Source organism: Streptomyces exfoliatus, assembly GCF_000725545.1.
In the GTDB taxonomy this organism is placed as follows: domain Bacteria; phylum Actinomycetota; class Actinomycetes; order Streptomycetales; family Streptomycetaceae; genus Streptomyces; species Streptomyces exfoliatus.
Map to the genome: position 1 here is coordinate 458,609 of NZ_JNZP01000001.1, position 25,373 is coordinate 483,981.

The 25,373-nt window shown below is 72.1% G+C and carries 23 protein-coding genes and 1 tRNA gene; 18 read left to right on the forward strand and 6 right to left on the reverse strand.

Annotated features, from left to right (window positions below):
* Window positions 1-42: 42 nt before the first annotated feature.
* From IO20_RS0102110 to IO20_RS0102140, 7 genes are all read left to right on the forward strand, one after another.
* Window positions 43-762: a VWA domain-containing protein gene (locus IO20_RS0102110; RefSeq protein ID WP_030547237.1), complete on the forward strand. Its 720-nt coding sequence runs from the start codon at window positions 43-45 to the stop codon at window positions 760-762.
* Between the two features lie 27 nt (window positions 763-789).
* Window positions 790-1,140, forward strand: a complete 351-nt coding sequence (locus tag IO20_RS0102115) for a MerR family transcriptional regulator (protein WP_030547234.1) — start codon at window positions 790-792, stop codon at window positions 1,138-1,140.
* 275 nt (window positions 1,141-1,415) lie between these two features.
* Entirely contained in the window at window positions 1,416-1,790 is a 375-nt protein-coding gene (locus IO20_RS40195; protein WP_030547232.1) for a VOC family protein, read from the forward strand.
* A gap of 72 nt (window positions 1,791-1,862) precedes the next feature.
* Window positions 1,863-2,378, forward strand: a complete 516-nt coding sequence (locus tag IO20_RS0102125; RefSeq protein WP_030547230.1) for a pyridoxamine 5'-phosphate oxidase family protein — start codon at window positions 1,863-1,865, stop codon at window positions 2,376-2,378.
* A gap of 15 nt (window positions 2,379-2,393) precedes the next feature.
* Entirely contained in the window at window positions 2,394-3,038 is a 645-nt protein-coding gene (locus IO20_RS0102130; protein WP_030547228.1) for a TetR/AcrR family transcriptional regulator, read from the forward strand.
* A 233-nt stretch (window positions 3,039-3,271) separates the two neighbouring features.
* Window positions 3,272-4,981, forward strand: coding sequence for a DEAD/DEAH box helicase (locus IO20_RS0102135; protein WP_030547226.1), 1,710 nt, complete (start codon window positions 3,272-3,274; stop codon window positions 4,979-4,981).
* A 207-nt stretch (window positions 4,982-5,188) separates the two neighbouring features.
* Window positions 5,189-5,620 (forward strand): guanyl-specific ribonuclease, encoded by a 432-nt coding sequence (locus tag IO20_RS0102140; RefSeq protein ID WP_030547224.1) that lies wholly within the window; start codon window positions 5,189-5,191, stop codon window positions 5,618-5,620.
* A 45-nt stretch (window positions 5,621-5,665) separates the two neighbouring features.
* Here the strand turns inward: IO20_RS0102140 and IO20_RS0102145 are convergent, their stop codons facing one another.
* Window positions 5,666-7,192: an ankyrin repeat domain-containing protein gene (locus IO20_RS0102145; RefSeq protein WP_037634377.1), complete on the reverse strand. Its 1,527-nt coding sequence runs from the start codon at window positions 7,190-7,192 to the stop codon at window positions 5,666-5,668.
* 116 nt (window positions 7,193-7,308) lie between these two features.
* Between IO20_RS0102145 and IO20_RS0102150 the strand changes: the two genes are divergently transcribed.
* Window positions 7,309-7,770, forward strand: a complete 462-nt coding sequence (locus IO20_RS0102150; protein WP_030547220.1) for a GNAT family N-acetyltransferase — start codon at window positions 7,309-7,311, stop codon at window positions 7,768-7,770.
* Window positions 7,771-7,791: 21 nt separating this feature from the next.
* Here IO20_RS0102150 and IO20_RS0102155 read toward each other — a convergent pair whose 3' ends face one another.
* Window positions 7,792-8,676 (reverse strand): hypothetical protein, encoded by an 885-nt coding sequence (locus IO20_RS0102155; protein ID WP_030547218.1) that lies wholly within the window; start codon window positions 8,674-8,676, stop codon window positions 7,792-7,794.
* Between the two features lie 176 nt (window positions 8,677-8,852).
* On the opposite strand from IO20_RS0102155, the gene IO20_RS0102160 reads away from it, so the two are divergent.
* On the forward strand, window positions 8,853-9,623 hold the full coding sequence (locus IO20_RS0102160; RefSeq protein ID WP_030547216.1) for a S1 family peptidase: 771 nt from the start codon (window positions 8,853-8,855) through the stop codon (window positions 9,621-9,623).
* A gap of 72 nt (window positions 9,624-9,695) precedes the next feature.
* Here the strand turns inward: IO20_RS0102160 and IO20_RS0102165 are convergent, their stop codons facing one another.
* Complete coding sequence (locus IO20_RS0102165) at window positions 9,696-11,462, reverse strand: glycoside hydrolase family 35 protein (protein ID WP_030547215.1); 1,767 nt, start codon at window positions 11,460-11,462, stop codon at window positions 9,696-9,698.
* Between the two features lie 79 nt (window positions 11,463-11,541).
* Between IO20_RS0102165 and IO20_RS0102170 the strand changes: the two genes are divergently transcribed.
* The 6 genes from IO20_RS0102170 to IO20_RS0102195 all read left to right on the forward strand — a co-directional run bounded on the left by IO20_RS0102170 (window position 11,542) and on the right by IO20_RS0102195 (window position 19,340).
* Complete coding sequence (locus tag IO20_RS0102170; RefSeq protein WP_030211669.1) at window positions 11,542-12,429, forward strand: helix-turn-helix domain-containing protein; 888 nt, start codon at window positions 11,542-11,544, stop codon at window positions 12,427-12,429.
* 11 nt (window positions 12,430-12,440) lie between these two features.
* The gene (locus IO20_RS0102175) at window positions 12,441-12,782 is read left to right on the forward strand and encodes a chorismate mutase (RefSeq protein ID WP_031126676.1); all 342 of its coding nucleotides are present in this window, start codon (window positions 12,441-12,443) and stop codon (window positions 12,780-12,782) included.
* A complete protein-coding gene (locus IO20_RS0102180; RefSeq protein WP_030547213.1) occupies window positions 12,782-13,768 on the forward strand; it encodes an asparaginase in 987 nt (328 codons plus the stop codon). Before IO20_RS0102175 ends, IO20_RS0102180 begins: the two co-directional genes overlap by 1 nt.
* Window positions 13,769-13,857: 89 nt before the next feature.
* Window positions 13,858-16,344 (forward strand): aminopeptidase N, encoded by a 2,487-nt coding sequence (gene pepN / locus IO20_RS0102185; protein WP_030547212.1) that lies wholly within the window; start codon window positions 13,858-13,860, stop codon window positions 16,342-16,344.
* A gap of 204 nt (window positions 16,345-16,548) precedes the next feature.
* Window positions 16,549-17,931: a pyridoxal phosphate-dependent decarboxylase family protein gene (locus IO20_RS0102190; protein ID WP_030547210.1), complete on the forward strand. Its 1,383-nt coding sequence runs from the start codon at window positions 16,549-16,551 to the stop codon at window positions 17,929-17,931.
* Entirely contained in the window at window positions 17,928-19,340 is a 1,413-nt protein-coding gene (locus IO20_RS0102195) for a lysine N(6)-hydroxylase/L-ornithine N(5)-oxygenase family protein (RefSeq protein WP_030547208.1), read from the forward strand. The genes IO20_RS0102190 and IO20_RS0102195 overlap by 4 nt, the downstream gene beginning before the upstream one ends.
* A gap of 3 nt (window positions 19,341-19,343) precedes the next feature.
* On the opposite strand, the gene IO20_RS0102200 is transcribed toward IO20_RS0102195, so the two are convergent.
* Window positions 19,344-21,143 (reverse strand): bifunctional metallophosphatase/5'-nucleotidase, encoded by a 1,800-nt coding sequence (locus IO20_RS0102200; protein ID WP_030547206.1) that lies wholly within the window; start codon window positions 21,141-21,143, stop codon window positions 19,344-19,346.
* A gap of 158 nt (window positions 21,144-21,301) precedes the next feature.
* On the opposite strand from IO20_RS0102200, the gene IO20_RS0102205 reads away from it, so the two are divergent.
* Together IO20_RS0102205 and pyk are read left to right on the forward strand one after the other, a co-directional pair.
* Window positions 21,302-21,985 carry an SIMPL domain-containing protein gene (locus IO20_RS0102205; RefSeq protein WP_030547204.1) on the forward strand — a complete coding sequence of 228 codons (684 nt, stop codon included), beginning with the start codon at window positions 21,302-21,304 and terminating at the stop codon, window positions 21,983-21,985.
* 146 nt (window positions 21,986-22,131) lie between these two features.
* Window positions 22,132-23,559, forward strand: a complete 1,428-nt coding sequence (pyk, locus tag IO20_RS0102210; RefSeq protein WP_030547202.1) for a pyruvate kinase — start codon at window positions 22,132-22,134, stop codon at window positions 23,557-23,559.
* Here the strand turns inward: pyk and IO20_RS0102215 are convergent, their stop codons facing one another.
* Both IO20_RS0102215 and IO20_RS0102220 read right to left on the reverse strand, forming a co-directional pair.
* Window positions 23,560-24,345 carry a hypothetical protein gene (locus IO20_RS0102215; protein WP_030547200.1) on the reverse strand — a complete coding sequence of 262 codons (786 nt, stop codon included), beginning with the start codon at window positions 24,343-24,345 and terminating at the stop codon, window positions 23,560-23,562.
* Between the two features lie 109 nt (window positions 24,346-24,454).
* Window positions 24,455-24,529 (reverse strand) — tRNA-Leu (locus IO20_RS0102220).
* Window positions 24,530-24,639: 110 nt separating this feature from the next.
* Between IO20_RS0102220 and IO20_RS0102225 the strand changes: the two genes are divergently transcribed.
* Window positions 24,640-25,296, forward strand: coding sequence for an ANTAR domain-containing response regulator (locus tag IO20_RS0102225; protein ID WP_030547198.1), 657 nt, complete (start codon window positions 24,640-24,642; stop codon window positions 25,294-25,296).
* The last annotated feature ends 77 nt before the right edge of the window (window positions 25,297-25,373 follow it).

Sequence of the window (25,373 nt, forward strand, 5' to 3'; positions counted from 1 at the left end):
GCCGCCGGGGTTCCCGGCGACCCGTCGGAGGGGGACACGTCCATGGCACTGAGCCTGCGGAAGGTCGAGGAGACCGCGCCCGCCCTGGTGAACCTCTACAAGGAGGCCGGCGCCTCGCTCCAGCGGCACGGGATCAGCGGGCAGCGCGTCGCCGTCTACCTCGTCGTCGACTACTCGGGGTCGATGAAGCCGTACTACAGGAGCGGTGCCGTCCAGGCCCTCGCCGACCGTGTCCTCGGGCTCTCCGCACAGCTCGACGACGACGGACGCGTGCCGGTCGTCTTCTTCTCCACCGACATCGACGCCGAGACCGACATCCGGCTCGACGACCACGCGGGCCGGATCGACCGGATCGTCGCCGGACTCGGCCACATGGGCAAGACCAGCTACCACCTGGCCATGGACGCCGTCATCGACCACTACCTCGACAGCGGCTCCACCGCGCCCGCGCTCGTCGTCTTCCAGACCGACGGCGGGCCGATCAACAAGCTCGCCGCCGAGCGGTACGTGTGCAAGGCCGCCCGGCTGCCCCTCTTCTGGCAGTTCATCGGCTTCGGAGACCCCACCAGCCGCCAGTTCGAGTTCCTGCGCAGGCTCGACGAGCTGGCCGTCCCCGCGAAGCGCCCCGTCGACAACTCCGGCTTCTTCCACGCCGGCCAGGACCCGAGCCGCATCCCGGACGCGGAGCTGTACGACCGGGTCGTCGCCGACTTCCCGGCCTGGCTCACCGCCGCCCGGAACCAGGGCATCGTCCGCTCATGAAACCGCCCACTTCCCCCGGGGGGCGCCGTGAAGATCGGTGAACTGGCGCGCGAGACCGGGGTGAGCGTACGGCTGCTCCGCTACTACGAGGAGCAGGGCCTCCTCGGCTCCGAGCGCACCCCCGGCGGGCACCGGCTGTACGGTCCCGACGCCCCCGCCCTCGTCCGCCGCGTCCGGGCCCTGCTCGGCGCAGGGCTGCCGACCCGGGTCATCGCCGAGGTCCTGGACTGCGTCTGCGGCAGCGAGGCGGAGATCGAACCCTGCCTCAGCCCGGTGCTCGTCGCCCGGCTGCACGCCATCGACGAGGAGATCCACGACCTCCAGGGCACCCGCTCCTCCCTCGCGGCGCTCGTGGCGGCGACCGAGGGCAGACCCTAGGGGGTGTCTCGCCGATCAGGCCGGGCTCACCGACAGGACACCCCTAGGGTCTTTCGTTTGGATCAGGCCGGATCAGGGAGTGGGGTCTGGTGCCGTGCTTCGCAAGGCGGAGGAGGGCGCCATGGCGGAGCCATGGGAACCGACGACAACGCGGCGAGGTGCGGTGCCGGACCCCGCGAGCCCGGCATGATCCAAACGAGAGGCCCTAGCCCCCGAGGAATGACCGGCGGGAAAGCGGTGGTCCCGGGCGCGGCACGCGGGCGATCATGAGACCCATGACTTCTCTCGTACGACACGTGACCATCGACTGCGCCGACGCCCACGCCCTGGCCGCCTTCTGGGCGCAGGTCCTCGACGCCGAGGTCACCGCGGAGGACGGGGTCGGCGACCCCGAGGTCGTGTCGGCCGGTGCCGACCTCCTCTTCATCCAGGTGCCCGAGGCGAAGACGGTGAAGAACCGCGTCCACCTCGACCTCCAGCCGCAGGACCGCACCCGCGACGAGGAGATCGAGCGGCTGCTCGGCCTCGGCGCCACCCTCGTCGACGACCGGAGGAACCCTGACGGCACCGGCTGGGCGACCCTGGCGGACCCGGAGGGCAACGAGTTCTGCGTCGAGCGCAACGCGGCGGAGCGCGCCGCCACCTCCTGAGGCGGCCGGCTCCCGGGAACGTCCGGAGTAATCCGGACAGTGGCTGTCGGGTATCCGGTGTCTCCTGGTCGTATGGGAGACACCGGAACCACCTGGTCCGCCTTCGAGGCCGCCGAACCCGAACTCGCCGCGACCGTCCGCGCACGCTTCGGGCAGTACACCCACCACGCCCTCGCCACCGTCCGCAAGGACGGCTCGCCCCGGCTCAGCGGCATCGAGGCCGACTTCCGCTTCGGCGAACTCTGGCTCGGCATGATGCCGAACTCCCGCAAGGCCCTCGACCTGCGCCGCGACCCCCGATTCGCCCTGCTCGCCAACCCCGGCTCCGGCACCGACATGGGGGGCGGCGACGTCCGCGTCTCCGGGCGGGCGGTCGAGGTCACCGACCCGGCGACCGTCGACCGGTACGCGGCCGAGGCGGGCGCGCCCCTGCCGTTCCACCTCTTCCGGGTGGAGCCGACCGAGGTCGTACGGACCTGGGTGGACGGGCACGAGATGGTCCTCCACAGCTGGGCGCGGGGGCGACCGACCCGGACGTACCGGCGCGGCAACGACGACAGCCCACCGCGCCGGGTGCCGCCCGCGTAGGACCAGAATGGGCGTGTGTCAGCGACCAAGAAGAAGACCCAGGCGAGCGCCGCGCCCGAGCGGCGCCGCGAACTCCTCGACACGGCGGCCGAGGTGTTCGCCGCCCAGGGGTACAACGCCACCACCGTCCGCAAGATCGCGGACGCCGCCGGGATGCTCGCCGGCAGCCTCTACTACCACTTCGACTCCAAGGAGTCGATGCTCGACGAGATCCTCTCCACCTTCCTCGACGAGCTGTGGCAGGGGTACGACGCCGTCCTCGCCGCCGGGCTCGGCCCCCGGGAGACGATCGAGGCCCTGGTCACCGAGTCCTTCCGCGAGATCGACCGGCACCGCGCCGCCGTCGCCATCTACCAGAAGGAGTCCCGGCACCTCACCGACCAGCCCCGCTTCCACTACCTCACCGACTCGCAGCACAAGTTCGAGAAGGCCTGGCTCGGGACCCTGGAGCGGGGCGTCGCGGCCGGAGTCTTCCGCGCCGACCTCGACGTCCGCCTCACCTACCGTTTCGTCCGCGACACCGTGTGGGTGGCCGCGTCCTGGTACCGGCCCGGCGGCCGGCACAGCCCGGAGGAGATCGCCCGCCAGTACCTGTCGATGGTCCTCGACGGGGTCGCCGTACGCCCGGCCCGGCCGGGGGGAGAGGCCGGCGGGCTGTGAGGTCGCCCACGTCGCACCGCCCTGGGCAGGTCTGATCCGTCCGGGCATCGGTCGGGAGGGGCGGGAAGGTTCCCGGGCGCACTATTGTTCCGGTAGAGACATCCGGGGCCCGTATCACGTGTTCCGGTAGACATCCGGAGCCCGTATCGCGTGTTCCGGGTAGAGCAGCCGGGGCCCGCACCGTGCAGGTGCGGGCCCCCGCTGTGCCGCGAGCACCGGCCAGAAAGGCACGCATGACCCGCTCCGAACGCCCTCACAAGCGCAGCCCCCGCACCGCCCAGGCGAAGTCCACGTCACAGCCGAAGGCCTCCCGCGGAGGGCGCCGTCCCACCGCGCCGCCGCCGCCCAGCGAGTTCACGCCGCCGGAGACGGTGACGCCCGCGCTGCCCGCGGTGGCCGCCTTCGCCGACCTCGACATGCCCGAGGGCCTGCTGCGGACCCTGGGTGAGCAGGGCGTCACGGAGCCGTTCCCGATCCAGGCCGCGACCCTGCCGAACTCGCTGGCCGGCCGTGACGTGCTCGGCCGCGGGCGTACCGGATCGGGGAAGACCCTCGCCTTCGGGCTCGCGATCCTCGCCAGGACCGCGGGCCGCCGCGCCGAGCCCACGGCGCCGCTCGCGCTCGTCCTGGTGCCCACGCGCGAGCTGGCCCAGCAGGTGACCGACGCCCTCACGCCGTACGCCTCCGCGCTGCGGCTGCGGATCACCACGGTCGTCGGCGGCATGTCGATCAGCCGGCAGTCCTCCGCGCTGCGGCGCGGCGCCGAGGTCCTCATCGCCACCCCCGGCCGGCTCCACGACCTCATCGAGCGGGGCGACTGCCGCCTCGACCAGGTCGCCGTCACGGTTCTCGACGAGGCCGACCAGATGGCCGACATGGGCTTCCTCCCGCAGGTCACGAAGGTGCTGAAGCAGGTCGAGCCGGGCGGGCAGCGGCTGCTGTTCTCGGCCACCCTCGACAAGAACATCGACAAGCTCGTCAAGATGTTCCTCGACGACCCGGTCGTCCACTCGGTCGACCCGTCGGCCGGCGCGGTCACCACCATGGAGCACCACGTCCTGTACGTGGCCGACGAGACCGACAAGAAGGCCGTCACCCTGCGGATCGCGGCCCGCGACGGCCGGACGATCCTCTTCATGGACACCAAGCGGTCCGTCGACCGGCTGGTCAAGCGGCTCCTCGCCAACGGCGTACGGGCCTCCGGCCTGCACGGCGGACGTTCGCAGCCGCAGCGCAACCGGACCCTGGACCAGTTCAAGACCGGCCAGGTGACCACGCTCGTCGCGACGAACGTGGCGGCGCGCGGCATCCACGTCGACGACCTCGACATGGTCGTGAACGTCGACCCGCCGATCGACCACAAGGACTACCTGCACCGCGGCGGCCGCACCGCCCGCGCCGGCGAGTCCGGCAGCGTCTTCACCCTGGTCCTGCCCGAGCAGAAGCGCGACATGGGCCGGCTGATGACGAACGCGGGCATCAGCCCCCGTACGGCGCAGATCAAGTCCAGCGACGAGCAGCTGATCGAGCTGACCGGCGCGCGGGAGCCCTCGGGCGTCCCGGTCGTCATCGAGACCCCGCAGCCGACCCCGCCCCGCAAGGCGACGGGCGCCGCGGGCAGCGGCAGCGGTGGTGGCAGCCGTCGCCGCCGCCGTCCGGCCCCCGCCGGCGGGACGGCCGGTACGGGCTCCGGCTCCGCTCGCTCCGGAGCCACCGGCACGGCCTCGGGCCGCGCCGCCGGTTCCTCGGGCCGCGCCGCCGGTTCCACCGGTGGTACCGGGCGTGGCGCGGGCTCCGGCCGGGGCGCCGGTGCGGGCGGCGGGCGCGGAGCCGCGTCCGGTGCCGGTCGCGCCGGACGTCAGGCGCCGGGCGCCGGGCGCTCGCGGAGCGCGGGCGGCTCGGGCGGCTCGCGCGGCTCCAGGCCGAGGCCGACCGACTCGTAGCCCCTCGGGACCGTACGACGTCCCACGGGGCGGTACGACGGTCCTCGGGGCGGTACGACACGGGAGCAGCGCACACCGGGGTCCTCCACGAGGGCCCCGGTGGTGTGTGCAGACGGTTCGCACATTCCGTGGGGGCCGGTGAACTTCCGGAAAACTCAAGGGCGTTGGGCTTTCGTGGGCCGATCTACGCGCGTCATCATCTGAGGCATGCGAATCCCCCCTCGATTCACCTTCGCCGGCGGCGTCGCCACCGCCCTCCTCTCCTCCCTCCTCCTCGGCGCCCCGGCCACCGCCGTCGCGGCCCCCGCGCCCGGCCCCGCCGCCGTCGTGTCCTCGGCCGCCGTCACCGCGGCCGTCGGGGACATCTGCTACTCCGACCTGCCCAGCCAGGCCCACGACACCCTGCGCCTGATCGACGCGGGCGGCCCCTTCCCGTACCGCCAGGACGGCACCGTCTTCCAGAACCGGGAACGGATCCTGCCGGCCCACTCGCTCGGCTACTACCACGAGTACACGGTCAAGACCCCGGGCGTCACCACCCGCGGGGCCCGCCGGATCGTGACCGGGGACGCGGCGCGGGAGGACTACTACACGGCCGACCACTACGCGTCCTTCGACCTCATCGACCACGACTGCTGAGCCGCTCCGGAACCCTCACCCCGCCGAACGGCACCCGCCGAGCCGTCAGACGCGGCGCGGAAACGTCCACTCCAGGCGGGTCCTGACCCGGGGGTCGCGCACGTGCTCGAGGGCGGCCAGCGCCGTCTCCCGCGCCGCGCCCTCCGGGTCGCCGTCCGCGAGGGCCGACGCCAGCGCGTCCACGGCCCGCGGGTCCTGCCGGATCGCGAGCCCGCGCGCCGCCTCCGCCGCCGTCTCCGGATCGGTGTCGCCGAGCCGCTCGGCGAGCCCCTCCCGTACGAGCGGGGTGTCGTCGGGCAGTTCGGCGAGCGCGAGCGTCGCCCAGTCCCGTACCCGCGCGTCACCGTCCCGGCTCAGCGCGAGCAGCACCCCGAGCGCCTCCATGTGCCCGGCCGGCACGATCCCGGCGAGGGCTCCCGCGACCGCCCGCCGTACCGTCGCGTCGGAATGCCCCGCCACCGCGAGGAGTTCCGGCACGGCGGCCGGGTCCGCGCACTGCCCGAGCGCCGTCACCACCGAGAGCACCGGCTCCCGCGCCTGCACGGCCGCCCCCGCCGATCCCGCCGGCCCCGCGGTCTCGCGGGTCTGCACTCCCGCCGCCGCCCACTCCGCCGCGAGCCGCCGCAGCACCGGGACCGCGCTCGGCGCGAAGCCGGGCAGGGCGCCGAGCACCCGCGCGCCCAGGGCCCGGCGCAGCGGATCGCGGTACGCGCACCACGCGGCCGCCGCCACGAACGTCTCCTCGTCGGCCCGCCCCGCCAGTTCGGCCACCGCCGTCGTCCAGTCGTCGAGCTCCGGATCGCCGCAGCGCAGGGCCCGCGCCGCCAGCTCCTCGTGCGAGGTCCGCAGTCCGAGCGCCGCCTCCAGGAGCGTGGCGATGGCCGCATGGCCGGTCTGGCGGTCGTCACCGCGCCCGGGGGCGCCGTTCTCCCGCAGCAGCTCCACGACGACGGTCACTCCGCCGTCCTCCCTGACCCGGCGCACCACGGCCTCGTACGTCTCCCCGCCCTCGTTCCCCGCGACGAGCCCCCGCCGCAGCTCGGCCGCCATGTCGGCGCCGATCCACCGCCGGGCCTCCCGCAGCGCCGCCTCGCGGGCCTGCGCCCCGTGGTCCAGGAGCGCCCGTACGCAGCCGGTGGAGCCGCGCCGCGCGGCGGCCACCAGCGGCAGGACCCCGTCGGGCCCGCGCCGGTCGGGGTCGGCCCCGTACTCCAGGAGCACCCGCGCCGTGTCCGCGTGCCCGAGCCGCAGCGCCCACGCCAGGGCCGTGAAGCCGTACGTCTCCTCCTGGTCCGGGTGCGCGCCCGCCGCGAGCAGCGCCCGCGCCACCCCGGTGTGTCCGCCGACGGCCGCCCCGCACAACGGCAGTTCGTCACCCTCCTCGCCGCTTCCCCGGCCCGGATCCGCCCCGGCTGCGAGGAGCACCCGTACGATTCCGGCCTCGGCGCCGACGGCCGCCCGGTACAGAGCGGTCTCCCCGTCCTCCCGGCCCTCGGGGTCGGCCCCGTCCCGCAGGGCTCGTACGGCCCCGTCCTCGTCCCCGTCCCGGATGGCGTCGAACAGCGTGCTCATGCGCCGACCCTGACCCGCCGTCCGGGTCCGGCGCAAATCCGATTCCGGGCCCGCGCGCCGGTCCGACGGGACCGGCGCTCCCCGTCCCCTCGTACGGCCGTGCCAGAATCGGCCGCATGACGCATGATCACGACGGCGCGGCGCTGAGCGTCGGCCACGGCGACGCCGCACTCGCGAAGCTCCTGGAGGAGGGGCTCGACGCGTTCAACTTCGCGGCCACCGGCACCACCGCCGAGGACCAGGGCGAGCTGTCGGTGAAGGCCGTCGACGCGAAGGGCGACCTCATCGGCGGGCTCACCGGCTGGACCTGGAGCGGCCTGTTCGGCATCGACATGCTGTGGGTCCGCGAGGGCAGCCGGAAGGACGGCTGGGGGAGCAGGCTCCTGCGCGCGGCCGAGGACGAGGCCCGGCGCCGCGGCTGCGACCGGGCCACCGTGTCGTCCTTCACCTTCCAGGCACCGGACTTCTACCGGCGGCACGGGTACGTGGAGACCGGACGCGTCCTGGGGATCCCGGGCGGCGCCGAGGACGTCCACTTCCACAAGAGCCTGACCGGGGACGCCGACGAGACCGCCTAGGGTCCTTCGTTTGGATCATGCCTAGCCCGCGCACTCCAGGACCGTGCGGCACACCCCGCACCTGGCCCGCAGGGTCCGGCCCGCCGGGATCCTGAGCCGGCCGCGGCAGACCGGGCAGCGGAACGAGACGCCGGTCGCCGGGGCCCCGCCGTGGAAGGCGTACGGGGCGCCGTCGTTCGCCCGGCCCCGGCGCCGCTCCCAGGCGTACCGCCGGTGTTCGGCCCAGCCCGCCCCGGTGAGCGGCGGCAGGGTCCGCTCCCGGTCCGCCCGCGCCCGGCCCCGTGTCCACGCCTCGTACGCGACCGCGCTGGTGAACCACGGTGACGGGTCCTCGCCGAACACCGCGGCCCGCTTGGCGAGGACGTACCCGAACTCCTCGGGGGTCAGATAGCCCAGCCGCTGGCTCTCCACCCCGTCCTGCCGGTACGCGTCGAGCAGCAGCCAGCCCGCGCCGAGGTACGCGGTGACGACATCGGTGAGGATCTCGTTCTCGTGGGTGTCGGGGAAGGCGAGCCCGAGCCGGTGCAGCAGGACGTGGGTGATCTCGTGGGCGAGGGCGGCGCCGATGTCCCTGCGGCGGGTCCGGAAGCGCTCGTTGAGCTCCACGCGGTACTCCGGCCCCGCGGCGAGTTCGACGGTCGCCGCGTACTCCATCGGCCGGAAGCCCACCACCATGCGCGCCTCGGGCAGCCGCAGGTGCCGGACGAGCGCGCGGGCCACCCGCTGGGTGCCCGGACGCAGGTCCTCGTCGTCGCCGAGGGCCACGTCGGCGGCGGGGACGCTCGCCGGGTAGCGGTGCACGCCGTCGGGGGAGAGGCGCCGGTAGAGCGCCGTGAGCGAGGCCTCCACCGTGGCGAGGTGCGGGAAGCCGTGGGCGACGCGGTCGCCCTCCTGGCGGTTCGTCATGCCTCACCCCCTTGCCCGTCCACTGTACGGTTCCGCGCCGCGATCTGGCCGAAAAGGCTTTCTTGTGGGGGGAGTTGGGCGCTGTCCATAATCCGGACATGACTTGACGGGCGCATGTCATGCCTCGTCGGGCTCAACCCCCCATGAAAGAAGGAACACACGTGAAGCAGAACCGAATGGTCCGCGCGCTCCAGAAACTGGCCGCCGCCGGCGCGGTCGTCCTGGCCGCCGTCAGCCTCCAGCCCACCACCACCGCCTCCGCCGCCCCCGCGCCCGTCGTCGGCGGCGTCCGCGCCGCCCAGGGCGAGTTCCCCTGGATGGTCAGGCTCTCCATGGGCTGCGGCGGCTCCCTGATCACCCCGCAGGTCGTGCTCACCGCCGCCCACTGCGTCAGCGGCTCCGGCAACAACACCGGCATCACCGCCACCGCCGGCGTCGTCGACCTGCAGAGCACCAGCGCCATCAAGGTCAGGTCCACCAAGGTCCTCCAGGCCCCCGGCTACAACGGCAAGGGCAAGGACTGGGCACTCATCAAGCTCGCCAGCCCCATCACCTCGCTGCCCACCCTGAAGATCGCCGAGACCACCGCGTACAACAGCGGCACCTTCACCGTGGCCGGCTGGGGCGCCGCCCGCGAGGGCGGGGCGCAGCAGCGCTACCTCCTCAAGGCCAACGTCCCGTTCGTCTCCGACGCCTCCTGCCAGGCCTCGTACGGCAGCGACCTCGTCCCCAGCGAGGAGATCTGCGCCGGCTACACCCAGGGCGGCGTCGACACCTGCCAGGGCGACTCCGGCGGCCCGATGTTCCGCAAGGACAACGCCGGAGCCTGGATCCAGGTCGGCATCGTGAGCTGGGGCGAGGGCTGCGCGCGCGCCGGCTACCCCGGCGTCTACACGGAGGTCTCGACCTTCGCCGCCGCCATCAAGTCGGCCGCGGCCACGCTGTAACCGCACCACCTGAACGGGTGCCCCGGAGCGGTCTCCGCTCCGGGGCACCCTTCGTTCCCGCGAAGACCTCCCTCAGTGGGCGTCCGGGAGGACGCCGAACTCGACGCCCGGCACGCCGTCCCCCTCCAGTTCGAGGACCCACACCTCGTTCACGCCCTCCCGCAGCACGGGACCCGGTACGAACAGCGACTCCTGCGGACCCGCCGACGACCAGTACCGGCCCAGACAGAAGCCGTTCACCCACACGAAGCCCCGCGTCGCACCCGGCAGCCGCAGTACCGCGTCCCCCGCGCCCGCCACCCCGACCGTGCCCCGGTAGAGACCCCGGCCCGCCCCCTCCGGAACCTCCCGGAAGGCCAGCGCGCCGACCCCGGCCGCCGTGAACGCGTCCAGCCGCAGCCCCCTGGCCCGTACCCCGTGCAGATACTGCCGCTCGTGCCGCACCCCGCCCGTGATCCCCTTCGACTCACCGAGCCGGGGCCCGTAGTTGACCCGGCCCAGCGACTCCACCCACAGATCCACCACCGCCGACCCCGCCACCGGCTCGGCGAGCACCGACTCCTCCGCGTCCAGCACCCCCGCCGGCACCCCGTCGACGTACACCACCGCCCGGTCCCGCAACCCCGTCACCGACAACGGGTACGGCTGCCGCGGCCCCGGCACCGTCAGCCGGTAACGGACCAGACCCCGGTCCACCCCCAGCTCCTCGAAGGTCGGCGGGACGGGCGACACCGTCTCCACACCGCCGAGCACCCCCAGAACCCCGTCCAGCGACACCCAGCCGTCGAGCGCACCGGAAACCGGCGCCGCCAGCCGGGCCGGCGGCTCCGGCGGCTCCGGCAGCGGCCCCTCCGCATACCGCGCGAGGACCTCACGGAAACGCCAGAACTTCTCCGTCGGCCGCCCCGCCTCGTCGACCGGCGCGTCGTAGTCGTACGAGGTCACCGTCGCCCGCAACGGCCCGTCGTGCAGCTCACCCGACCGGTTCGCGCCCGCCCAGCCCGCGAAGTTCGTCCCCCCGTGCGCCATGTACACATTGACCGACGCCCCGCACTCCAGGATCTCCCGCAGCGCCCCCGCCGCGTCCTCCGCGTCCCGCACCGCGTGCTCCGTGCCCCAGTGGTCGAACCAGCCGCACCAGAACTCCATGCACATCAGCGGCCCCTTCGGCTGATGCCGCCGCAGCGTCGCGAACCCCTCCCGCGCGCCCGAGCCGAAGTTCGCCGTCGCCAGCACCCCCGGCACCGAACCACCCGTCAACATGTGGTCCTCCGGCCCGTCCGAGGTGAACAGCGGCACGCTCACCCCACAGCCCCGCAACAGCTCCGCCAGCCACTCCAGATACGTCAGATCGCTGCCGTAACTCCCGTACTCGTTCTCCACCTGCACCAGGACCACCGGCCCGCCCCGGTCGACCTGCCGCTCCACCACCTGCGGCAGCAGCCGCCGGAACCACGCCTCCACCGGCCCCAGGAAATCCGGATCCAGCGTCCGCACCCGCCGCCCCAGCGGCCCCGTCAGCCAGTGCGGCAGGCCGCCGTTCTCCCACTCGGCGCAGATGTACGGCCCCGGACGCACGATCGCCCGCATCCCCGCCGCCGCCACCGCGTCCAGGAACCGGCCGAGCGCCCCCACATCCGCGTACCGCCCCCGCTCCGGCTCATGCAGATTCCACGGAACGTACGTCTCCACACAGTCGAGGCCCATCGCGCGCAGCATCCCGAGCCGGTGCTCCCACAGCTCCTCGTGCACCCGGAAGTAGTGCAGCGCCCCCGAAAGGAGGCGCACCGGCCGCCCGTCGAGCAGAAAGTCCTCGTCACCCACAGCGAACGTGCTCATGACCTCACCCTCACCCCCTGGCGGCGAACCGGTCCATGGACAAAGATCGTCGCAGTTTGGACGTTACGGAGGCCCGGCGATGTACCACACCTGGATGCGCTACTTCACGCCCAGCCCCGTCCACCACCGCCTCGGCCTCGTCTGCCTCGGCGTCGGGCTCCAGCACGGCACCCTGCCCACCGTCGGCCCCCGCACCCTCGACCACCACGTCGCCGTCGTCGTCTCCGCCGGCAGCGGCTGGCACCGGGGCGCCGACGGCCGCCGCACCACCGTCACCGCGCCCGCCCTGCTCTGGCTGACCCCCGGCACCCCCCACCACTACGGCGCCGACCCCGGCACCGGCTGGGACGAGGCCTTCGTCGACTTCACAGGACCCGCCACCACCACCTACACCGAACTCGGCTACATCGAACCCGACCGGCCCGTCGTCCCCCTCTCCGACGCCGCCCCCGCCCGCGACGCCATCAGCCGCATCGCGCGCGCCGCCCGCCCCGGCAACCCCCTCCTCGAAGTCGAGACCGGCGCCGCCGTCCACGAACTCCTCGTCGCCCTGCGCCGCGCCCGCGCCGACACCAACGCCGACGGCGACCCCGTCCTCGCCGCCCTCGCCCGCGACGCCTTCCAGCCCCTCTCCGTCGCCGAACACGCCGCCCGCCACGGCATGACCGCCGCCGAACTGCGCACCGCCGTCCGCCGCGCCGCCGGCTGCAGCCCCAAGGACTACCTGCTCACCGTCCGCCTCGGCCGCGCCAAGGAACTCCTCGCCGCCACCGAACTCCCCGTCGCCGCCGTCGCCCGCCGCGTCGGCTACGACGACCCCGCCTACTTCTCCCGGCTCTTCACCCGACGGGTCGGCACCGCCCCCATCCGCTTCCGCGAACAGCAGGGACGCTCCGTCCACGGCGGCTGGAGCAACCGCGTTCCGGATCCCGAACACCCGCCGACGATCCTCCCCCGATCCGTCTAAGCTCGCAGATCATGAGTGACTCCCCCCGCCCCCACGAGCCCACCCCGCCCCAGCCCGTCGACGACTCCGTCCGGGCCGAACTCACCCGGCTGCGCGAAAGCATCGACAACATCGACGCGGCGGTCGTGCACATGCTCGCCGAGCGCTTCAAATGCACCCAGCAGGTCGGCGTCCTCAAGGCCGAACACCAGCTGCCGCCCGCCGACCCCGCGCGCGAGGCACGCCAGATCGCCCGGCTGCGGGAACTCGCCGAGAGCGCGAAACTGGACCCGGCCTTCGCGGAGAAACTCCTGAACTTCATCATCGCCGAGGTCATCCGCCACCACGAGACGATTGCGGACGGAGCACGCTGATGGCCCGCGTCACGGTCTTCACCCTCGGAGGGACCATCTCCGCACGCGGCGGTGACGCGGCCCGCATGAGCGGCCAGGAGGTCCTCGCCGAACTCGGCGCGGGCCACGACGTCGTCCTGAACGACTTCCGCCGCGTCCCCAGCTCCACCCTCACCCACCAGGACCTCGCCGCCCTCGCCGCCGAAGTCCGCGCCACCGTCGCCGCCGGCTCCGGCGTGGTCGTCGTCCAGGGCACCGACACCCTGGAGGAGACCGCCTTCCTCCTCGACCTGCTCTGCACCACCGAGCAGCCGATCGCCGTCACCGGCGCCATGCGCCGCCCCGACCTGCCCGGCGCCGACGGCCCCGCCAACCTCGCCGCCGCACTCGCCGTCGCCGCCGACCCCGCCTGCCGGAACCTCGGCGTCCTCGTCGTCCTCGCCGACGAGATCCACACCGCCCGCCTCGCCCGCAAGACCCACACCACCTCCGTCGCCACCTTCGCCTCACCCGGCGCGGGCCCGATCGGCACCGTCGTCGAGGGCGAACCCCGCATCCTGCTCCGGCCCGCCGTCCCCGCCGCGCTCTGCCCCCTGACCTACGACCCCGAGGTACGGGTGGCGCTCGTGACCCTCACCCTCGGCGACCGCGGCGAACTCCTCGAAGCCGTCGACGGCCGCTTCCACGGCCTCGTCGTCGCCGCCTTCGGCGCCGGACACGCCCCCGCCTGGCTCGTCCCGCCCCTCGCCGACATCGCCCGCCGCATCCCCGTCGTCCTGGCCTCCCGCACCGGCGGCGGCACGACCCTCACCGACACGTACCGCAGCCCCGGGTCCGAGTACGACCTGCTGCACCACGGACTGATCCCGGCCGGACCCCTCGACCCGCCCAAGGCCCGGATCCTGCTCCACACCCTGCTCTCCAGCGGCGCCGCAGGACCCGCCGGCTACGACCGCCCCCGCATCACCGCCGCCTTCGCCCACCTCAACGGCACCGGCGTCGCCTGACCCCGCACCGGGGGCGCCGACAGGGGCGCCCGAGGGACTCGACCCCACCACCCCTGCCCCCCGCCCCGGGCATCGGGCAGCATAGGGCCATGTCCGTACTGACGCGCGACGAAGCGCAGACCCGTGCCCAGCTCCTCGACGTCCAGCACTACGAGGTCGAGCTCGACCTCACCACCGGCGACGACCTCTTCCACTCCCGGAGCCACATCCGGTTCACCGCCCGCACCGCCGGGGACACCTTCGTCGAGCTGAAGCCCGAAACCCTGCACTCCGCGCTCCTGGACGGCGAGCCCCTCGACCCCACCACCCTCGAGGAGAACCGGCTCCCGCTCCGCCTCACCGAAGGCGAACACGTCCTGCAGATCAGTACGACCATGCGGTACTCCCGCACCGGCGAAGGCATGCACCGCTTCACCGACCCCACCGACGGCGAGTCGTACGTCTACACCCAGCTCTTCATGGAAGACGTCCAGCGCGTCTTCGCCGCCTTCGACCAGCCCGACCTCAAGGCCGTCTTCGAACTGTCCGTCACCGCCCCCGAAGGCTGGACCGTCCTCGCCAACGGCATCACCGCACAACAGCCCGACGGAAGCTGGAAGGCCGCCCCCACCCCCCCGCTCTCCACCTACTTCGTCTGCGTCGCCGCCGGCCCCTGGCACTCGGTCCGCACCGAACACGCCGGACTCCCCTTCGGCATCCACTGCCGCCGCTCCCTCGCCCCCCACCTCGACGCCGACGCCGACGAGATCCTCACCGTCACCAAGGCCTGCTACGACCGCTTCCACGAGAAGTTCGACGAGCCCTACCCCTTCGACTCCTACGACCAGGCCTTCGTCCCCGAGTTCAACGCCGGCGCCATGGAGAACCCCGGACTCGTCACCTTCCGCGACGAGTTCGTCTTCCGCTCCGCCGTCACCGTCACCGAGCGACAGACCCGCGCCATGGTCATCGCCCACGAGATGGCCCACATGTGGTTCGGCGACCTCGTCACCCTCCGCTGGTGGGACGACATCTGGCTGAACGAGTCCTTCGCCGAGTACATGGGCTACCAGACCGTCAACGAGGCCTGCGCCGACCTCTTCCCCGACACCTGGGTCGACTTCGGCGTCACCCGCAAGGCCTGGGGATACGAAGCCGACCAGCGGCCCTCCACCCACCCCGTCGCCCCCGACCCGGAAGCCGTCCCCGACACCGCCTCCGCACTCCTCAACTTCGACGGCATCTCCTACGCCAAGGGCGCCTCCGCCCTCCGCCAGCTCGTCACCTGGCTCGGCGAGAAGGACTTCCTCGCCGGCATCAACATCCACTTCAAGCGCCACAGGTTCGGCAACGCCACCCTCGCCGACTTCATCGACAACCTCGCCGCCGCCACCGACCGCGACGTCCACGCCTGGGCCGACCAGTGGCTGCGCACCACCGGCGTCGACACCCTCACCCCCCGCCTCGAAGGCGAGGGCACCCGCTGGCAGCTCCACGTCGACCGCGACGGCAGCCGCCCCCACCGCGTCGAGGCCGGCGTCTACGACCGGCAGCCCGACGGCGAGCTCACCCGCCGCGAGCGCCTCTCCCTCGACATCCCGCAGCAGGCACCCGCCGAACTGACCGGCCCCCGCCCCGCCCTCGTCGTCCTCAACGACGGCGACCTCACCTACGCCAAGCTCCGCTTCGACGGGGCGTCCGAGGAATCCGTCCTCCGCGGCCTCTCCCGCATCCCGGACCCCCTCACCCGGGCCGTGATCTGGAACGCGATGCGCGACATGGTCCGCGACGGCGACCTCGCCCCCGCCGACTACCTGGAGTTCGCCCTCGCCCACCTCACCGAGGAGACCGAACTCGCCCTCGTCCAGGGCGTCCTGAGCTTCGCCCGCACCCAGATCGCCGACCGGTACGTCACCGAGGACGAGCGCCCCGCCGCCCTCTCCACCATCCGGCAGATCGCCCGCGCCCTGCTCCGCCGCACCGAGGACGGCGAGGCACCCGGCCTGCGCCTCACCGCCGTACGCGCCCTGATCGACAGCGCCACCACCCCCGACCAGATCGCCTCCTGGCTCGACGAGGGCACCGTCCACGGCGGCCCCGAACTCGACCCCGAACTGCGCTGGCGCATCCTCGCCCGCCTCGCCGTCCTCGGCGCCACCGACGAGACCACGATCGCCGCCGAACTGGAACGGGACACCAGCGCCGCCGGCCAGGAAGGCGCCGCCCGCTGCCGGGCCTCCCTCCCCGACCCCGAGGCGAAGGCCACCGCCTGGTCGGCCCTCTTCGACTCCGACGACCTCTCCAACTACCTCTTCACCGCCACCGCCCAGGGTTTCTGGCAGCCCGAACAGACCGCACTCGTCAGCGCGTACGTGCCCCGCTTCTACGAGGCGGCCGTCGCGCTCGGCGACCGCCGGGGCCCCGCGATGGCCGAGGCGGCGGGCCGCTACGCCTTCCCGACCTACGCGATCGACCCGGAGTCCCTCTCCCTCGGCGAACGCCACCTGAACGACGACACCATGATCCCCGCCCTCCACCGCAAACTGGTCGACCAGCTCGACGACCTCCGCCGAGCACTGCGCGTCCGCGAGGCCTGACAACACCTCAGGGACGGCGCACCGAACAGCGGCGCCGTCCCCCGGGCCGGCGCCCCGACCACCAGCACCGACCCGGGGGCGGCGCCCCGACCACCAGCGCCGGTCCGGGGACGGCGCCCCGACCACCAGCGCGCCGTCCCTCGTTCGGGTCACAACCCCCAACTCCCCGGACAGCCACCGCCAGGGCCCGCCACCCTGTCGTCCATGCGTGCCGCACCCCCACCCCTCGCCGGAGGCACCCCCGGCCCCGACGCCCTCCGCCCCCTCCTGGACACCGTCCTCGACGCCCTCCGCACCGGAGCCGAGGAGCGAGGCGGACCACTCCCGGCAGGCGGCCCGGAGACCGTGGCCCACCGGCTGCGGCACGCCCTCGGCGAGGCCCTGCCCCACCACGGCACCGACCCCCACGAGGCACTCCACACCCTCGTCCGGACGCTGGCCGCCGGCGCCGCAGACCCCGCCCACCCCCTCTGCGCCGCCCACCTCCACACCCCACCCCTCGCCCTCGCCGCCGCCGCCGACCTGGCCGCCTCCGCGCTCAACCCGTCCATGGACTCCTGGGACCAGGCACCGGCCGCCTCCGCACTCGAAGCACAGGTCACGGCAGCCCTCGCCGCCGAGATCCACCCGCGGGCCGACCGCCCCGACGCACTCGTCACCACCGGCGGCACCGAGTCCAACCAGCTCGCCCTGCTCCTCGCGAGAGAACGCCACGGCCCGGCCCTCCGCACCGTCGTCGGCGCCAACGCCCACCACTCCTTCCACCGCGCCGCCTGGCTCCTCGGCCTCCCCGAGCCGGTCGTGGTACCCACCCCCCACGGCACCATCGACCCCGCCGACCTCCACGAGGCCCTCACCACCCTCACCGGCCCCATGCTCGTCGCCGCCACCGCAGGCACCACCGACGAAGGCCTCATCGACCCCCTCCCGGCACTCGCCGACACCTGCGAAGCCCACCACGCCGACCTGCACGTCGACGCCGCCTACGGAGGCCCCGTCCTCTTCAGCCCCACCCACCGCCACCTCCTCGACGGCCTCGACCGCGCCCGAACCGTCACCGTCGACCTCCACAAACTCGGCTGGCAGCCGGCCGCCGCAGGACTCCTCGTCGTACGCGACACCGCCGACCTCACCGCCCTCGGCCACACCGCCGACTACCTCAACGCCGACGACGACACCGACGCCGGACTCCCCGACCTCCTCGGCCGCTCCCTGCGCACCACCCGCCGTCCCGACGTCCTCAAGACGGCCGTCACCCTCCGCGCCCTCGGCCGCACCGGCCTCGGCGCCCTCGTCGACGCCTGCATGGACCGCGCCCAGGACCTCGCCGACCTCATGGAGAAGCGCCCCGGACTCGACCTGCGAGCACGGCCCACCCTCACCACCGTCCTCTTCCGCCCCACCGACGCCACCGACGAAACCGTCGCCGCGATCCGCCGCACCCTCCTCACCGAAGGCCGCGCCGTCCTCGGCCGCGCCCACGCCGACGGCCGCCTCTGGCTCAAGGCCACCCTGCTCAACCCCCACGCCACCCCCGGCGACCTGGCACAGCTCATCACCCTCGTGGAAGGCAGCACGCACCGATGACCGGCACCACTCCCCAGCAGGACCTCGACCAGCCCCACGACCTGGTGGGCATCGGCATCGGCCCCTTCAACCTCTCCCTCGCCGCCCTCGCCCACGGCATCCCCGGCGGCCTCGCCGCCACCTTCTACGAGCAGAAACCCGCCTTCCAGTGGCACCCCGGCCTCCTCATCGAAGGCTCCACCCTCCAGGTCCCCTTCCTCGCCGACCTGGTCACCCTCGCCGACCCCGCCAGCCCCTGGACCTTCCTCAGCTACCTCAAGAGCCGCGAACGGCTCTTCCCCTTCTACTTCGCCGAGAAGTTCCACATCCACCGCGCCGAATACGACGCCTACTGCCGCTGGGTCAGCGAAAGACTCCCCGGACTCCACTTCGGCCACCAGGTCGACTCCGTCCGCTGGAACCCCGAACGACGCCTCTTCGAAGTCGACTTCACCCAACTCGACCCCGACGGCGAAGCCGAGGCCCTGGGCCGCGCCTACACCCGCAACGTCGTCCTCGGCGTCGGCACCGAGCCCTACGTCCCCGAGCCCCTCAAACCGCTCGCCGACGCCCCCGGCGTCCCCGTCTTCCACTCCGCCGACTACCTCGCCCACCGCGACACCCTCCTCGCCGCGGGACACGTCACCGTCATCGGCTCCGGCCAGTCAGGCGCCGAGATCTTCCTCGACCTGCTCAGAGCCCGCCCCGCCGGAGCCGAGAAGATCCACTGGCTCGCCCGCACCGAGGCCTTCGCCCCCATGGAGTACTCCAAGCTCGGCCTCGAACACTTCACCCCCGACTACACCCGCTACTTCCACGCCCTGCCCGAACCCGTACGCGCCGAACTCGTCCCCCGCCAATGGCAACTCCACAAAGGCATCGACACCGACACCATCACCGCCATCCACGACGAGCTCTACCGCCGCACCCTGCACGGCGGCTGGCCCGACGCCGTCCTCACCCCCGGCGTCCGCGTCCGCACCGCGGGACGCGTCGCCACCACCCAGGTCGAACTGCACCTCGAACACCTCCAACAGGGCACCCGCTCCCGCCTCACCACCGACGCCGTCGTCCTCGCCACCGGCTACCGCGAACGCCCCGTCGACCGGATGCTCGCCGGCCTCGACCCCTACCTCCGCCACGACTCCGCGGGCCGCGCCCGCGTCGACCAGCACTACCGACTCGTCCTCGACCCGTCCGTCACCGGCGCCGTCCACGTCCAGAACGCCGAGAAGCACACCCACGGCGTCGGCGCCCCCGACCTCGGCCTCGCCGCGTGGCGCAGCGCGACCATCCTCAACGCCGTCACCGGCAAGGAGCCCTACCCGCTGCCCCGCCGCACCGCCTTCACCACCTTCGGCCTGGAAACACGAGAGGCGCCGAGCATCCCGGCCCAGGACCGGAAACTGACGCCCCTCGTGCAGCAGTAGAAGCTAGAACACCGGCACGCCGTCCCGGGTCAGCTTCCAGTCCACCGACGCGAACTGCCCCGGGTCCACCGTCCCCTTCGCCGTCACCCACTGGATGATCGTGTTACGGATCTCGTCCGAGTTCGCCCACAGCTGCTGCGCGTTCGCGACGTGCGGGAACGCGCCGCCACCACTCGCCCGGTAGTTGTTCACCGCGAGGACGAACTTCGCCGCCGGGTCCAGCGGCCTGCCCTCGAAGGACAGGTTCACGATCCGCGACCCGGCCGGCTTCGCGATGTCGATCTCGTACGTCAGACCCGACACCGCGTCGTAGTTGTAATCCGGCGTCCCGCCCGCGTTGGTCAGCTTCGCCGTGTCCACCGGCGCACCCGCCGCGGTCTGGACGTAGTACCTCGCCGAGTACTCCAGGTACTCCTTCAGCTGGGCACCCGTCATCAGACGCGCCTCAAGCGTGTTCTCGAACGGGTACAGACCGGCCGCGTCCTTGATGGTGACCTGACCGGCCGGGATCCGCGCCGTACGCGAGAAGCACGACGCCTGCGACAGCACCGGCAGAGCCGCGTACGCGCCACCCGCGAGCGCCGCCTTCACGGTCTCCGCCTGCACGACGTTGATCAGATCGATGATCGGCTCGTCCTTCCACGGCGCGTCCGCCGTCGACATGACAGCCGTGGAGGTGCCGATCACCTGATTGACGTACGCGACGACCTTCTCGTGCTCGTCCGCGAGCAGCCCCGTGATCTTCGGATCCTCCGCCACCGTGTTCGAGTTCAGGACCTGCGCGGCGACCTTCTCGACCACCCAGCGGCCCTTCTCCCACACCAGGTCGAAGTCGAACAGGGTGAGCCGCTGACCCCACTTCAACGGCTCCGACAGGACGACGTCCTTCCCGGTCTCCTTGTTCTTCACCCGGTACTCCGGGATCTCCGTGTGCGCGTGACCGACGAGTATCGCGTCGATCCCCGGCACCTGCTCGGCCACCAGCCCCGCCGCGTTCTCGATGTGCGGGAGCTGGTCACCGTACGAGGACGTGCCACTGGAACCGGAGTGCGCCGAGACGACGACCACGTCCGCCCCCATCGACCTCAGCTTCGGCACCCACTTCGCCGCCTGCTCCTCGAGCCCGGGGAAGACCATCCTGCCGCTGACGTTCGCCTTGTCCCAGATGGCGATGCCCGGGTTGGTCAGACCCAGCACCGCGACCTTCACGTCCTTGCCGTGCGGGGTACGCAGACAGTGCATGCTGTACGGGGGAAAGGCCGGCCGCAGGGTCTTCGCGTCGAGCGCGTTCGCGCCGAGCAGCGGGAAGTCGCACTGCTCCTCGAACTTCCGCAGCACCGGGATGCCGTAGTTGAACTCGTGGTTGCCGAGCGCGGCGGCGTCGTACCCGATGGCGTTCATGGCCTGGGCCATCGGGTGGACCGGGCCGCCGGCCTTCGTGATCGGGTCGACCTTGGCGTAGTAGTACGACAGCTGCGTGCCCTGGATCGTGTCGCCGGCGTCGATGAGGAGCGTGTTGCGCCGGCCCTTCGCCGCGCGGACCTGGTCGACAAGCGTGGAGATCTTGGCGAGACCGATGTCGTTGTGCGCCTTGTCGTCGAACTCCCGGTCCGTGAAGTAGTCCCAGTTGAAGACGTTCCCGTGCAGGTCGGTGGTGCCCATCACGGTGAAGGAGTACCGCTTCTGCGGACGCGGGCGGCCGGACCCGTGGGCCTCGGCGGGAACGGCGACGGCTCCGGCGACGGCCACTCCGGCCCCGGCGGCGGCCGAGCGCTCCAGGAACGTCCTGCGGTTCAGCGGCATGTGTTTCTCCCCTTTGGTTCTGTGACGCCCGCGCCGACCGTGGCGCACAACGCGCGTAGATTCTGACCCGGAGCGGCACGTCGGCAACAGCCCTGCCGGGTTACGGAGTGGGAAAGTGTTCGGTGGACGCCCGATACCGAACACCGAGGAGCCACGACGTGACACAGGAACACGCGACCCCCGACGCGCCCCAGGTGACCGTCCGTGGCGAAGGACGCCTGGAGGTCGACCCCGAGTTCGCCCGGATCTGGCTGACCGTCTCCGCACGCGGCACGGACCGCACCGCCACCCTCGCCGACCTCACCCGACGCAACGCGCACGTGCTCGACCTCGTCAAGGCGCACGGGGACACGGTCCAACGCCTCGAGACCGGCAGGCTCTCCATCTCCCCCGAACTCGGCAGACGCGGCCGCGGGGAACGCGTCCACGCCTACGTCGGACGGGTCCGCGTCACCGCCGAACTCACCGACTTCACCGCCCTCGGCGAACTCGTCACCCGCCTCGCCGACCTCGACATGACCAGCGTCGACGGACCCTGGTGGGAACTGCGCCCCGACTCCCCGGCGTACGCCGAGGCCCGACGACTCGCGGTCACCGAGGCCGTACGACGCGCCCGCACGTACGCGGAGGCACTCGGCACCTCGCTCGCCTCACTCCTCGAACTCTCGGACGCAGGCCTCGCGGGACCCGGGGCGCCGATGCACCCGGCCTTCGCCGGAGCACCCATGGCCTTCGCCGCCGAAGGAGTCGGAGAAGCACCCCCGCTCGACCTCGAACCCCAGCGGCAGACGGTCACGGCCGAAGTCGTCGCACGCTTCACCATGGCACCGCCCGCACTCTGAGACGAGGGCCGGGAAGGCACCGGAAACGCTCATCGGAGCACCCCACTGCACAGATTCAAGACTTGTCAACAGCCTTTCACGGAAAGGTTGTTGAGTAGTCATGTCACGCCCATTCGCTACCGATCGGTAAGCCCTAGGCTCGACCCATGCGCCGAGCGAAAATCGTCTGCACCCTTGGGCCCGCCACCGAAACATACGACCAGATCAAGGCATTGATCGAGGCCGGAATGGACGTGGCCCGCCTCAACCTCAGCCACGGCAGCTACGTCGAACACGAGGAGCGCTACCAGCGCGTACGCAAAGCCTCCGACGAGACCGGCCGCAGCGTCGGCGTCCTCGCCGACCTTCAAGGCCCGAAGATCCGCCTCGGCCGCTTCCGCGAAGGACCCGTACTCCTTGAACGCGGCGACGAGTTCGCCATCACCGTCGAACCCATGGAAGGCGACCGCACCTGCTGCGGAACGACCTACTCCGGCCTCGCCGGAGACGTCACCGCAGGCGAACGCATCCTCGTCGACGACGGCCGCGTCACCCTCGAAGTCATCTCCGTCGACGGCCCCCGCGTCAACACCCTCGTCATCGAGGGCGGCATGGTCTCCGACAACAAGGGCCTCAACCTCCCCGGCGTCGCCGTCTCCGTCCCCGCCCTCTCCGAAAAGGACATCGAAGACCTCCGCTGGGCCCTGCGCATCGGCGCCGACGTCATCGCCCTCTCCTTCGTCCGCAGCGCCCGCGACATCGTCGACGTCCACCGGATCATGGACGAGGAAGGCCGCCGGCTCCCCGTCATCGCCAAGATCGAGAAGCCCCAGGCCGTCGACAACATCGACGAGATCGTCGCCGCCTTCGACGGCATCATGGTCGCCCGCGGCGACCTCGGCGTCGAAATGCCCCTCGAACAGGTCCCGATCGTCCAGAAGCGCGCCGTCAAACTCGCCAAACGCAACGCCAAGCCGGTCATCGTCGCCACCCAGATGCTCGACTCCATGATCGACAACTCCCGCCCCACCCGCGCCGAAGCCAGCGACGTCGCCAACGCCGTCATCGACGGCACCGACGCCGTCATGCTCTCCGGCGAGACCAGCGTCGGCCGCTACCCCATCGAAACGGTCCGCACCATGAGCCGCATCGTGGAAGCGGCGGAGGAAGACGTCCTCGCCAAGGGCCTCCCGCCCCTCACCGACCGCAACAAGCCCCGCACCCAGGGCGGAGCCGTCGCCCGCGCCGCCGCCGAGATGGGCGACTTCCTCGGCGCCAAGTTCCTCGTCGCCTTCACCCAGTCCGGCGACACGGTCAAGCGCCTCTCCCGCTACCGCTCCCCGATCCCCCTCCTCGCCTTCACCCCGGACCCGGCCACCCGCTCCCAGCTCAACCTGACGTGGGGCGTCGAGACGTTCCTGGGCCCGCACGTGGACTCGACGGACGCGATGGTGGCGCAGGTGGACGAGGAGCTGCTGAGGATCGGCCGCTGCCGCCCGGGCGACGTCGTGGTCATCACGGCGGGCTCCCCGCCGGGCGTGGCGGGCTCGACGAACCTGGTCCGCGTGCACCACATCGGGGACCCCCTGACGTAGTCAGTGCTTGGGCCCGACGTGCAGATCCATGAGCGCGACGGAGGCTTTGCGGGCGACGGAGACATCGCGAGCACCGGTCGCTCGGCGCCTGCTCCGCCAGGCCACACCGACACGGTCCAGCGTGTCGGTGTACAGCCGCGCTATGTCGTCCGAGGTGTTGGTGAAGAAGTAGCGGGGGTACTCGTACCGCTTCATCCGCCCGCCGATGGTCTTCTCCGTCCAGTTGACGATGCGCGACCCGTCGGAATGGATCAGTCCTCGGATGAACGACCACGGGTGGGCGTCGACGATCTCCTGCTGCCACTGTTCGAGGACGATGGCCCGTTCGTGCTTCCGGCCGGGTCCATGCTGCGGGAAGAGGCAGGTGAGGTGCTTGGAGTACACCTTGGCGTCGCTACACCCGGTCTTCCGTGCCCAGGAGGCTGTGTTGTCGGGGAACACCGTACGTACGGCCGTCATGGCTTCCTTCTGCACCCCGGGCCAGGCGTCGTCGAGTGTGATCCGCAGGCTCGGCACCCGGTGTTGCCGGGGGTGACTGATGTGCCCGTCACCGAGGTACAGCCCGAGAAGATACGCGTACGCGGCTTCATCGAGATGGCGTCCGTCGCACCGTGGGCAGAGGGGGCGCTTGACCCTGCCTGAGCACTCGCCGCGCTTCGCGCGGTCCTCGTGCTTCCAGGAGCTGATCGTGCCGGGGGGGATGTTCAGTGTCCGGGCGACAGCCGCGTTCTTCGCGCCGCTACGCAGAAGAGTGAGTGCCCGTTGGCGCGTTCCGATGTCGTACACACGGTCGAGGGTTGCTGATGCGCGCGTGTGGCTGCGGGTGGATCGACAGGGTTCACGCGTGTGAGTGACGATCACTGGCCGCTCGTCGACCTTCGAATCGAAGGAAAAGTGCCCCGGGTCGGACTCGAACCGACACTGTGTGGGTTTTGAATCCACTGCCTGCTGCCAATTGGGCTACCGGGGCCCGCGGAATCAAAGGTTTCCCCTGACCCTCTGCGCGTCCACCATACCGCAGCTAGGTAGGCTCTTGGTGAGCTGTATCCGCCTGGAAGAGGCCTTGAACGAGGAGCCCCCGTGACCGCCCCCGAGTCGCCCCAGCCCGCCGACGACGCCGCCGACACGTCGCACGTCCCGCCGCTGACGACCCGTGTCGTCATCGCCGAGGACGAGGCCCTCATCCGCCTCGACCTCAAAGAGATGCTGGAGGAAGAGGGCTACACGGTCGTCGGCGAGGCCGGAGACGGCCAGACCGCCGTCGAGCTCGCCCGTGAGCACCGCCCCGACCTCGTCATCCTCGATGTGAAGATGCCCATCCTGGACGGCATCTCGGCGGCCGAGAAGATCGCCGGCGAGTCCATCGCCCCGGTCCTCATGCTCACCGCCTTCTCGCAGCGCGAGCTCGTCGAGCGGGCCAGGGACGCCGGTGCCATGGCGTACCTGGTGAAGCCGTTCAGCAAGAGCGACGTGGTGCCGGCCATCGAGATGGCGGTGTCCCGCTTCTCCGAGCTGCGTGCCCTGGAGCAGGAGGTCGCGGACCTCTCGCAGCGTCTGGAGACCCGCAAGCTGGTGGACCGGGCGAAGTCGATCCTGCAGACGCAGTACGGGCTGACGGAGCCGGCCGCGTTCCGTTGGATCCAGAAGACGTCGATGGACCGTCGTATGTCGATGCAGCAGGTCGCCGAGGCGGTCATCGAGGACGCCGAGGAGAAGAAGGCGGCGAAGGGGCAGTAGCCCGTACCCGTACTCCGTACATCCGTACAGAAGAAGGCCCGCCCCACGGCACTGTGGGGCGGGCCTTCGGTTCGTGG

What these genes read in the sequence shown, in the direction of transcription:
- IO20_RS0102110 (WP_030547237.1), top strand. Translation starts at nt 43, where the DNA reads ATGGCACTGAGCCTGCGGAAGGTCGAGGAGACCGCGCCCGCCCTGGTG.
- IO20_RS40195 (WP_030547232.1), top strand. Translation starts at nt 1,416, where the DNA reads ATGACTTCTCTCGTACGACACGTGACCATCGACTGCGCCGACGCCCAC.
- IO20_RS0102125 (WP_030547230.1), top strand. Translation starts at nt 1,863, where the DNA reads ATGGGAGACACCGGAACCACCTGGTCCGCCTTCGAGGCCGCCGAACCC.
- IO20_RS0102135 (WP_030547226.1), top strand. Translation starts at nt 3,272, where the DNA reads ATGACCCGCTCCGAACGCCCTCACAAGCGCAGCCCCCGCACCGCCCAG.
- IO20_RS0102140 (WP_030547224.1), top strand. Translation starts at nt 5,189, where the DNA reads ATGCGAATCCCCCCTCGATTCACCTTCGCCGGCGGCGTCGCCACCGCC.
- IO20_RS0102145 (WP_037634377.1), bottom strand. Translation starts at nt 7,192, where the DNA reads ATGAGCACGCTGTTCGACGCCATCCGGGACGGGGACGAGGACGGGGCC.
- IO20_RS0102150 (WP_030547220.1), top strand. Translation starts at nt 7,309, where the DNA reads ATGACGCATGATCACGACGGCGCGGCGCTGAGCGTCGGCCACGGCGAC.
- IO20_RS0102155 (WP_030547218.1), bottom strand. Translation starts at nt 8,676, where the DNA reads ATGACGAACCGCCAGGAGGGCGACCGCGTCGCCCACGGCTTCCCGCAC.
- IO20_RS0102160 (WP_030547216.1), top strand. Translation starts at nt 8,853, where the DNA reads ATGGTCCGCGCGCTCCAGAAACTGGCCGCCGCCGGCGCGGTCGTCCTG.
- IO20_RS0102165 (WP_030547215.1), bottom strand. Translation starts at nt 11,462, where the DNA reads ATGAGCACGTTCGCTGTGGGTGACGAGGACTTTCTGCTCGACGGGCGG.
- IO20_RS0102170 (WP_030211669.1), top strand. Translation starts at nt 11,542, where the DNA reads ATGTACCACACCTGGATGCGCTACTTCACGCCCAGCCCCGTCCACCAC.
- IO20_RS0102175 (WP_031126676.1), top strand. Translation starts at nt 12,441, where the DNA reads ATGAGTGACTCCCCCCGCCCCCACGAGCCCACCCCGCCCCAGCCCGTC.
- IO20_RS0102180 (WP_030547213.1), top strand. Translation starts at nt 12,782, where the DNA reads ATGGCCCGCGTCACGGTCTTCACCCTCGGAGGGACCATCTCCGCACGC.
- pepN (WP_030547212.1), top strand. Translation starts at nt 13,858, where the DNA reads ATGTCCGTACTGACGCGCGACGAAGCGCAGACCCGTGCCCAGCTCCTC.
- IO20_RS0102190 (WP_030547210.1), top strand. Translation starts at nt 16,549, where the DNA reads ATGCGTGCCGCACCCCCACCCCTCGCCGGAGGCACCCCCGGCCCCGAC.
- IO20_RS0102195 (WP_030547208.1), top strand. Translation starts at nt 17,928, where the DNA reads ATGACCGGCACCACTCCCCAGCAGGACCTCGACCAGCCCCACGACCTG.
- IO20_RS0102200 (WP_030547206.1), bottom strand. Translation starts at nt 21,143, where the DNA reads ATGCCGCTGAACCGCAGGACGTTCCTGGAGCGCTCGGCCGCCGCCGGG.
- pyk (WP_030547202.1), top strand. Translation starts at nt 22,132, where the DNA reads ATGCGCCGAGCGAAAATCGTCTGCACCCTTGGGCCCGCCACCGAAACA.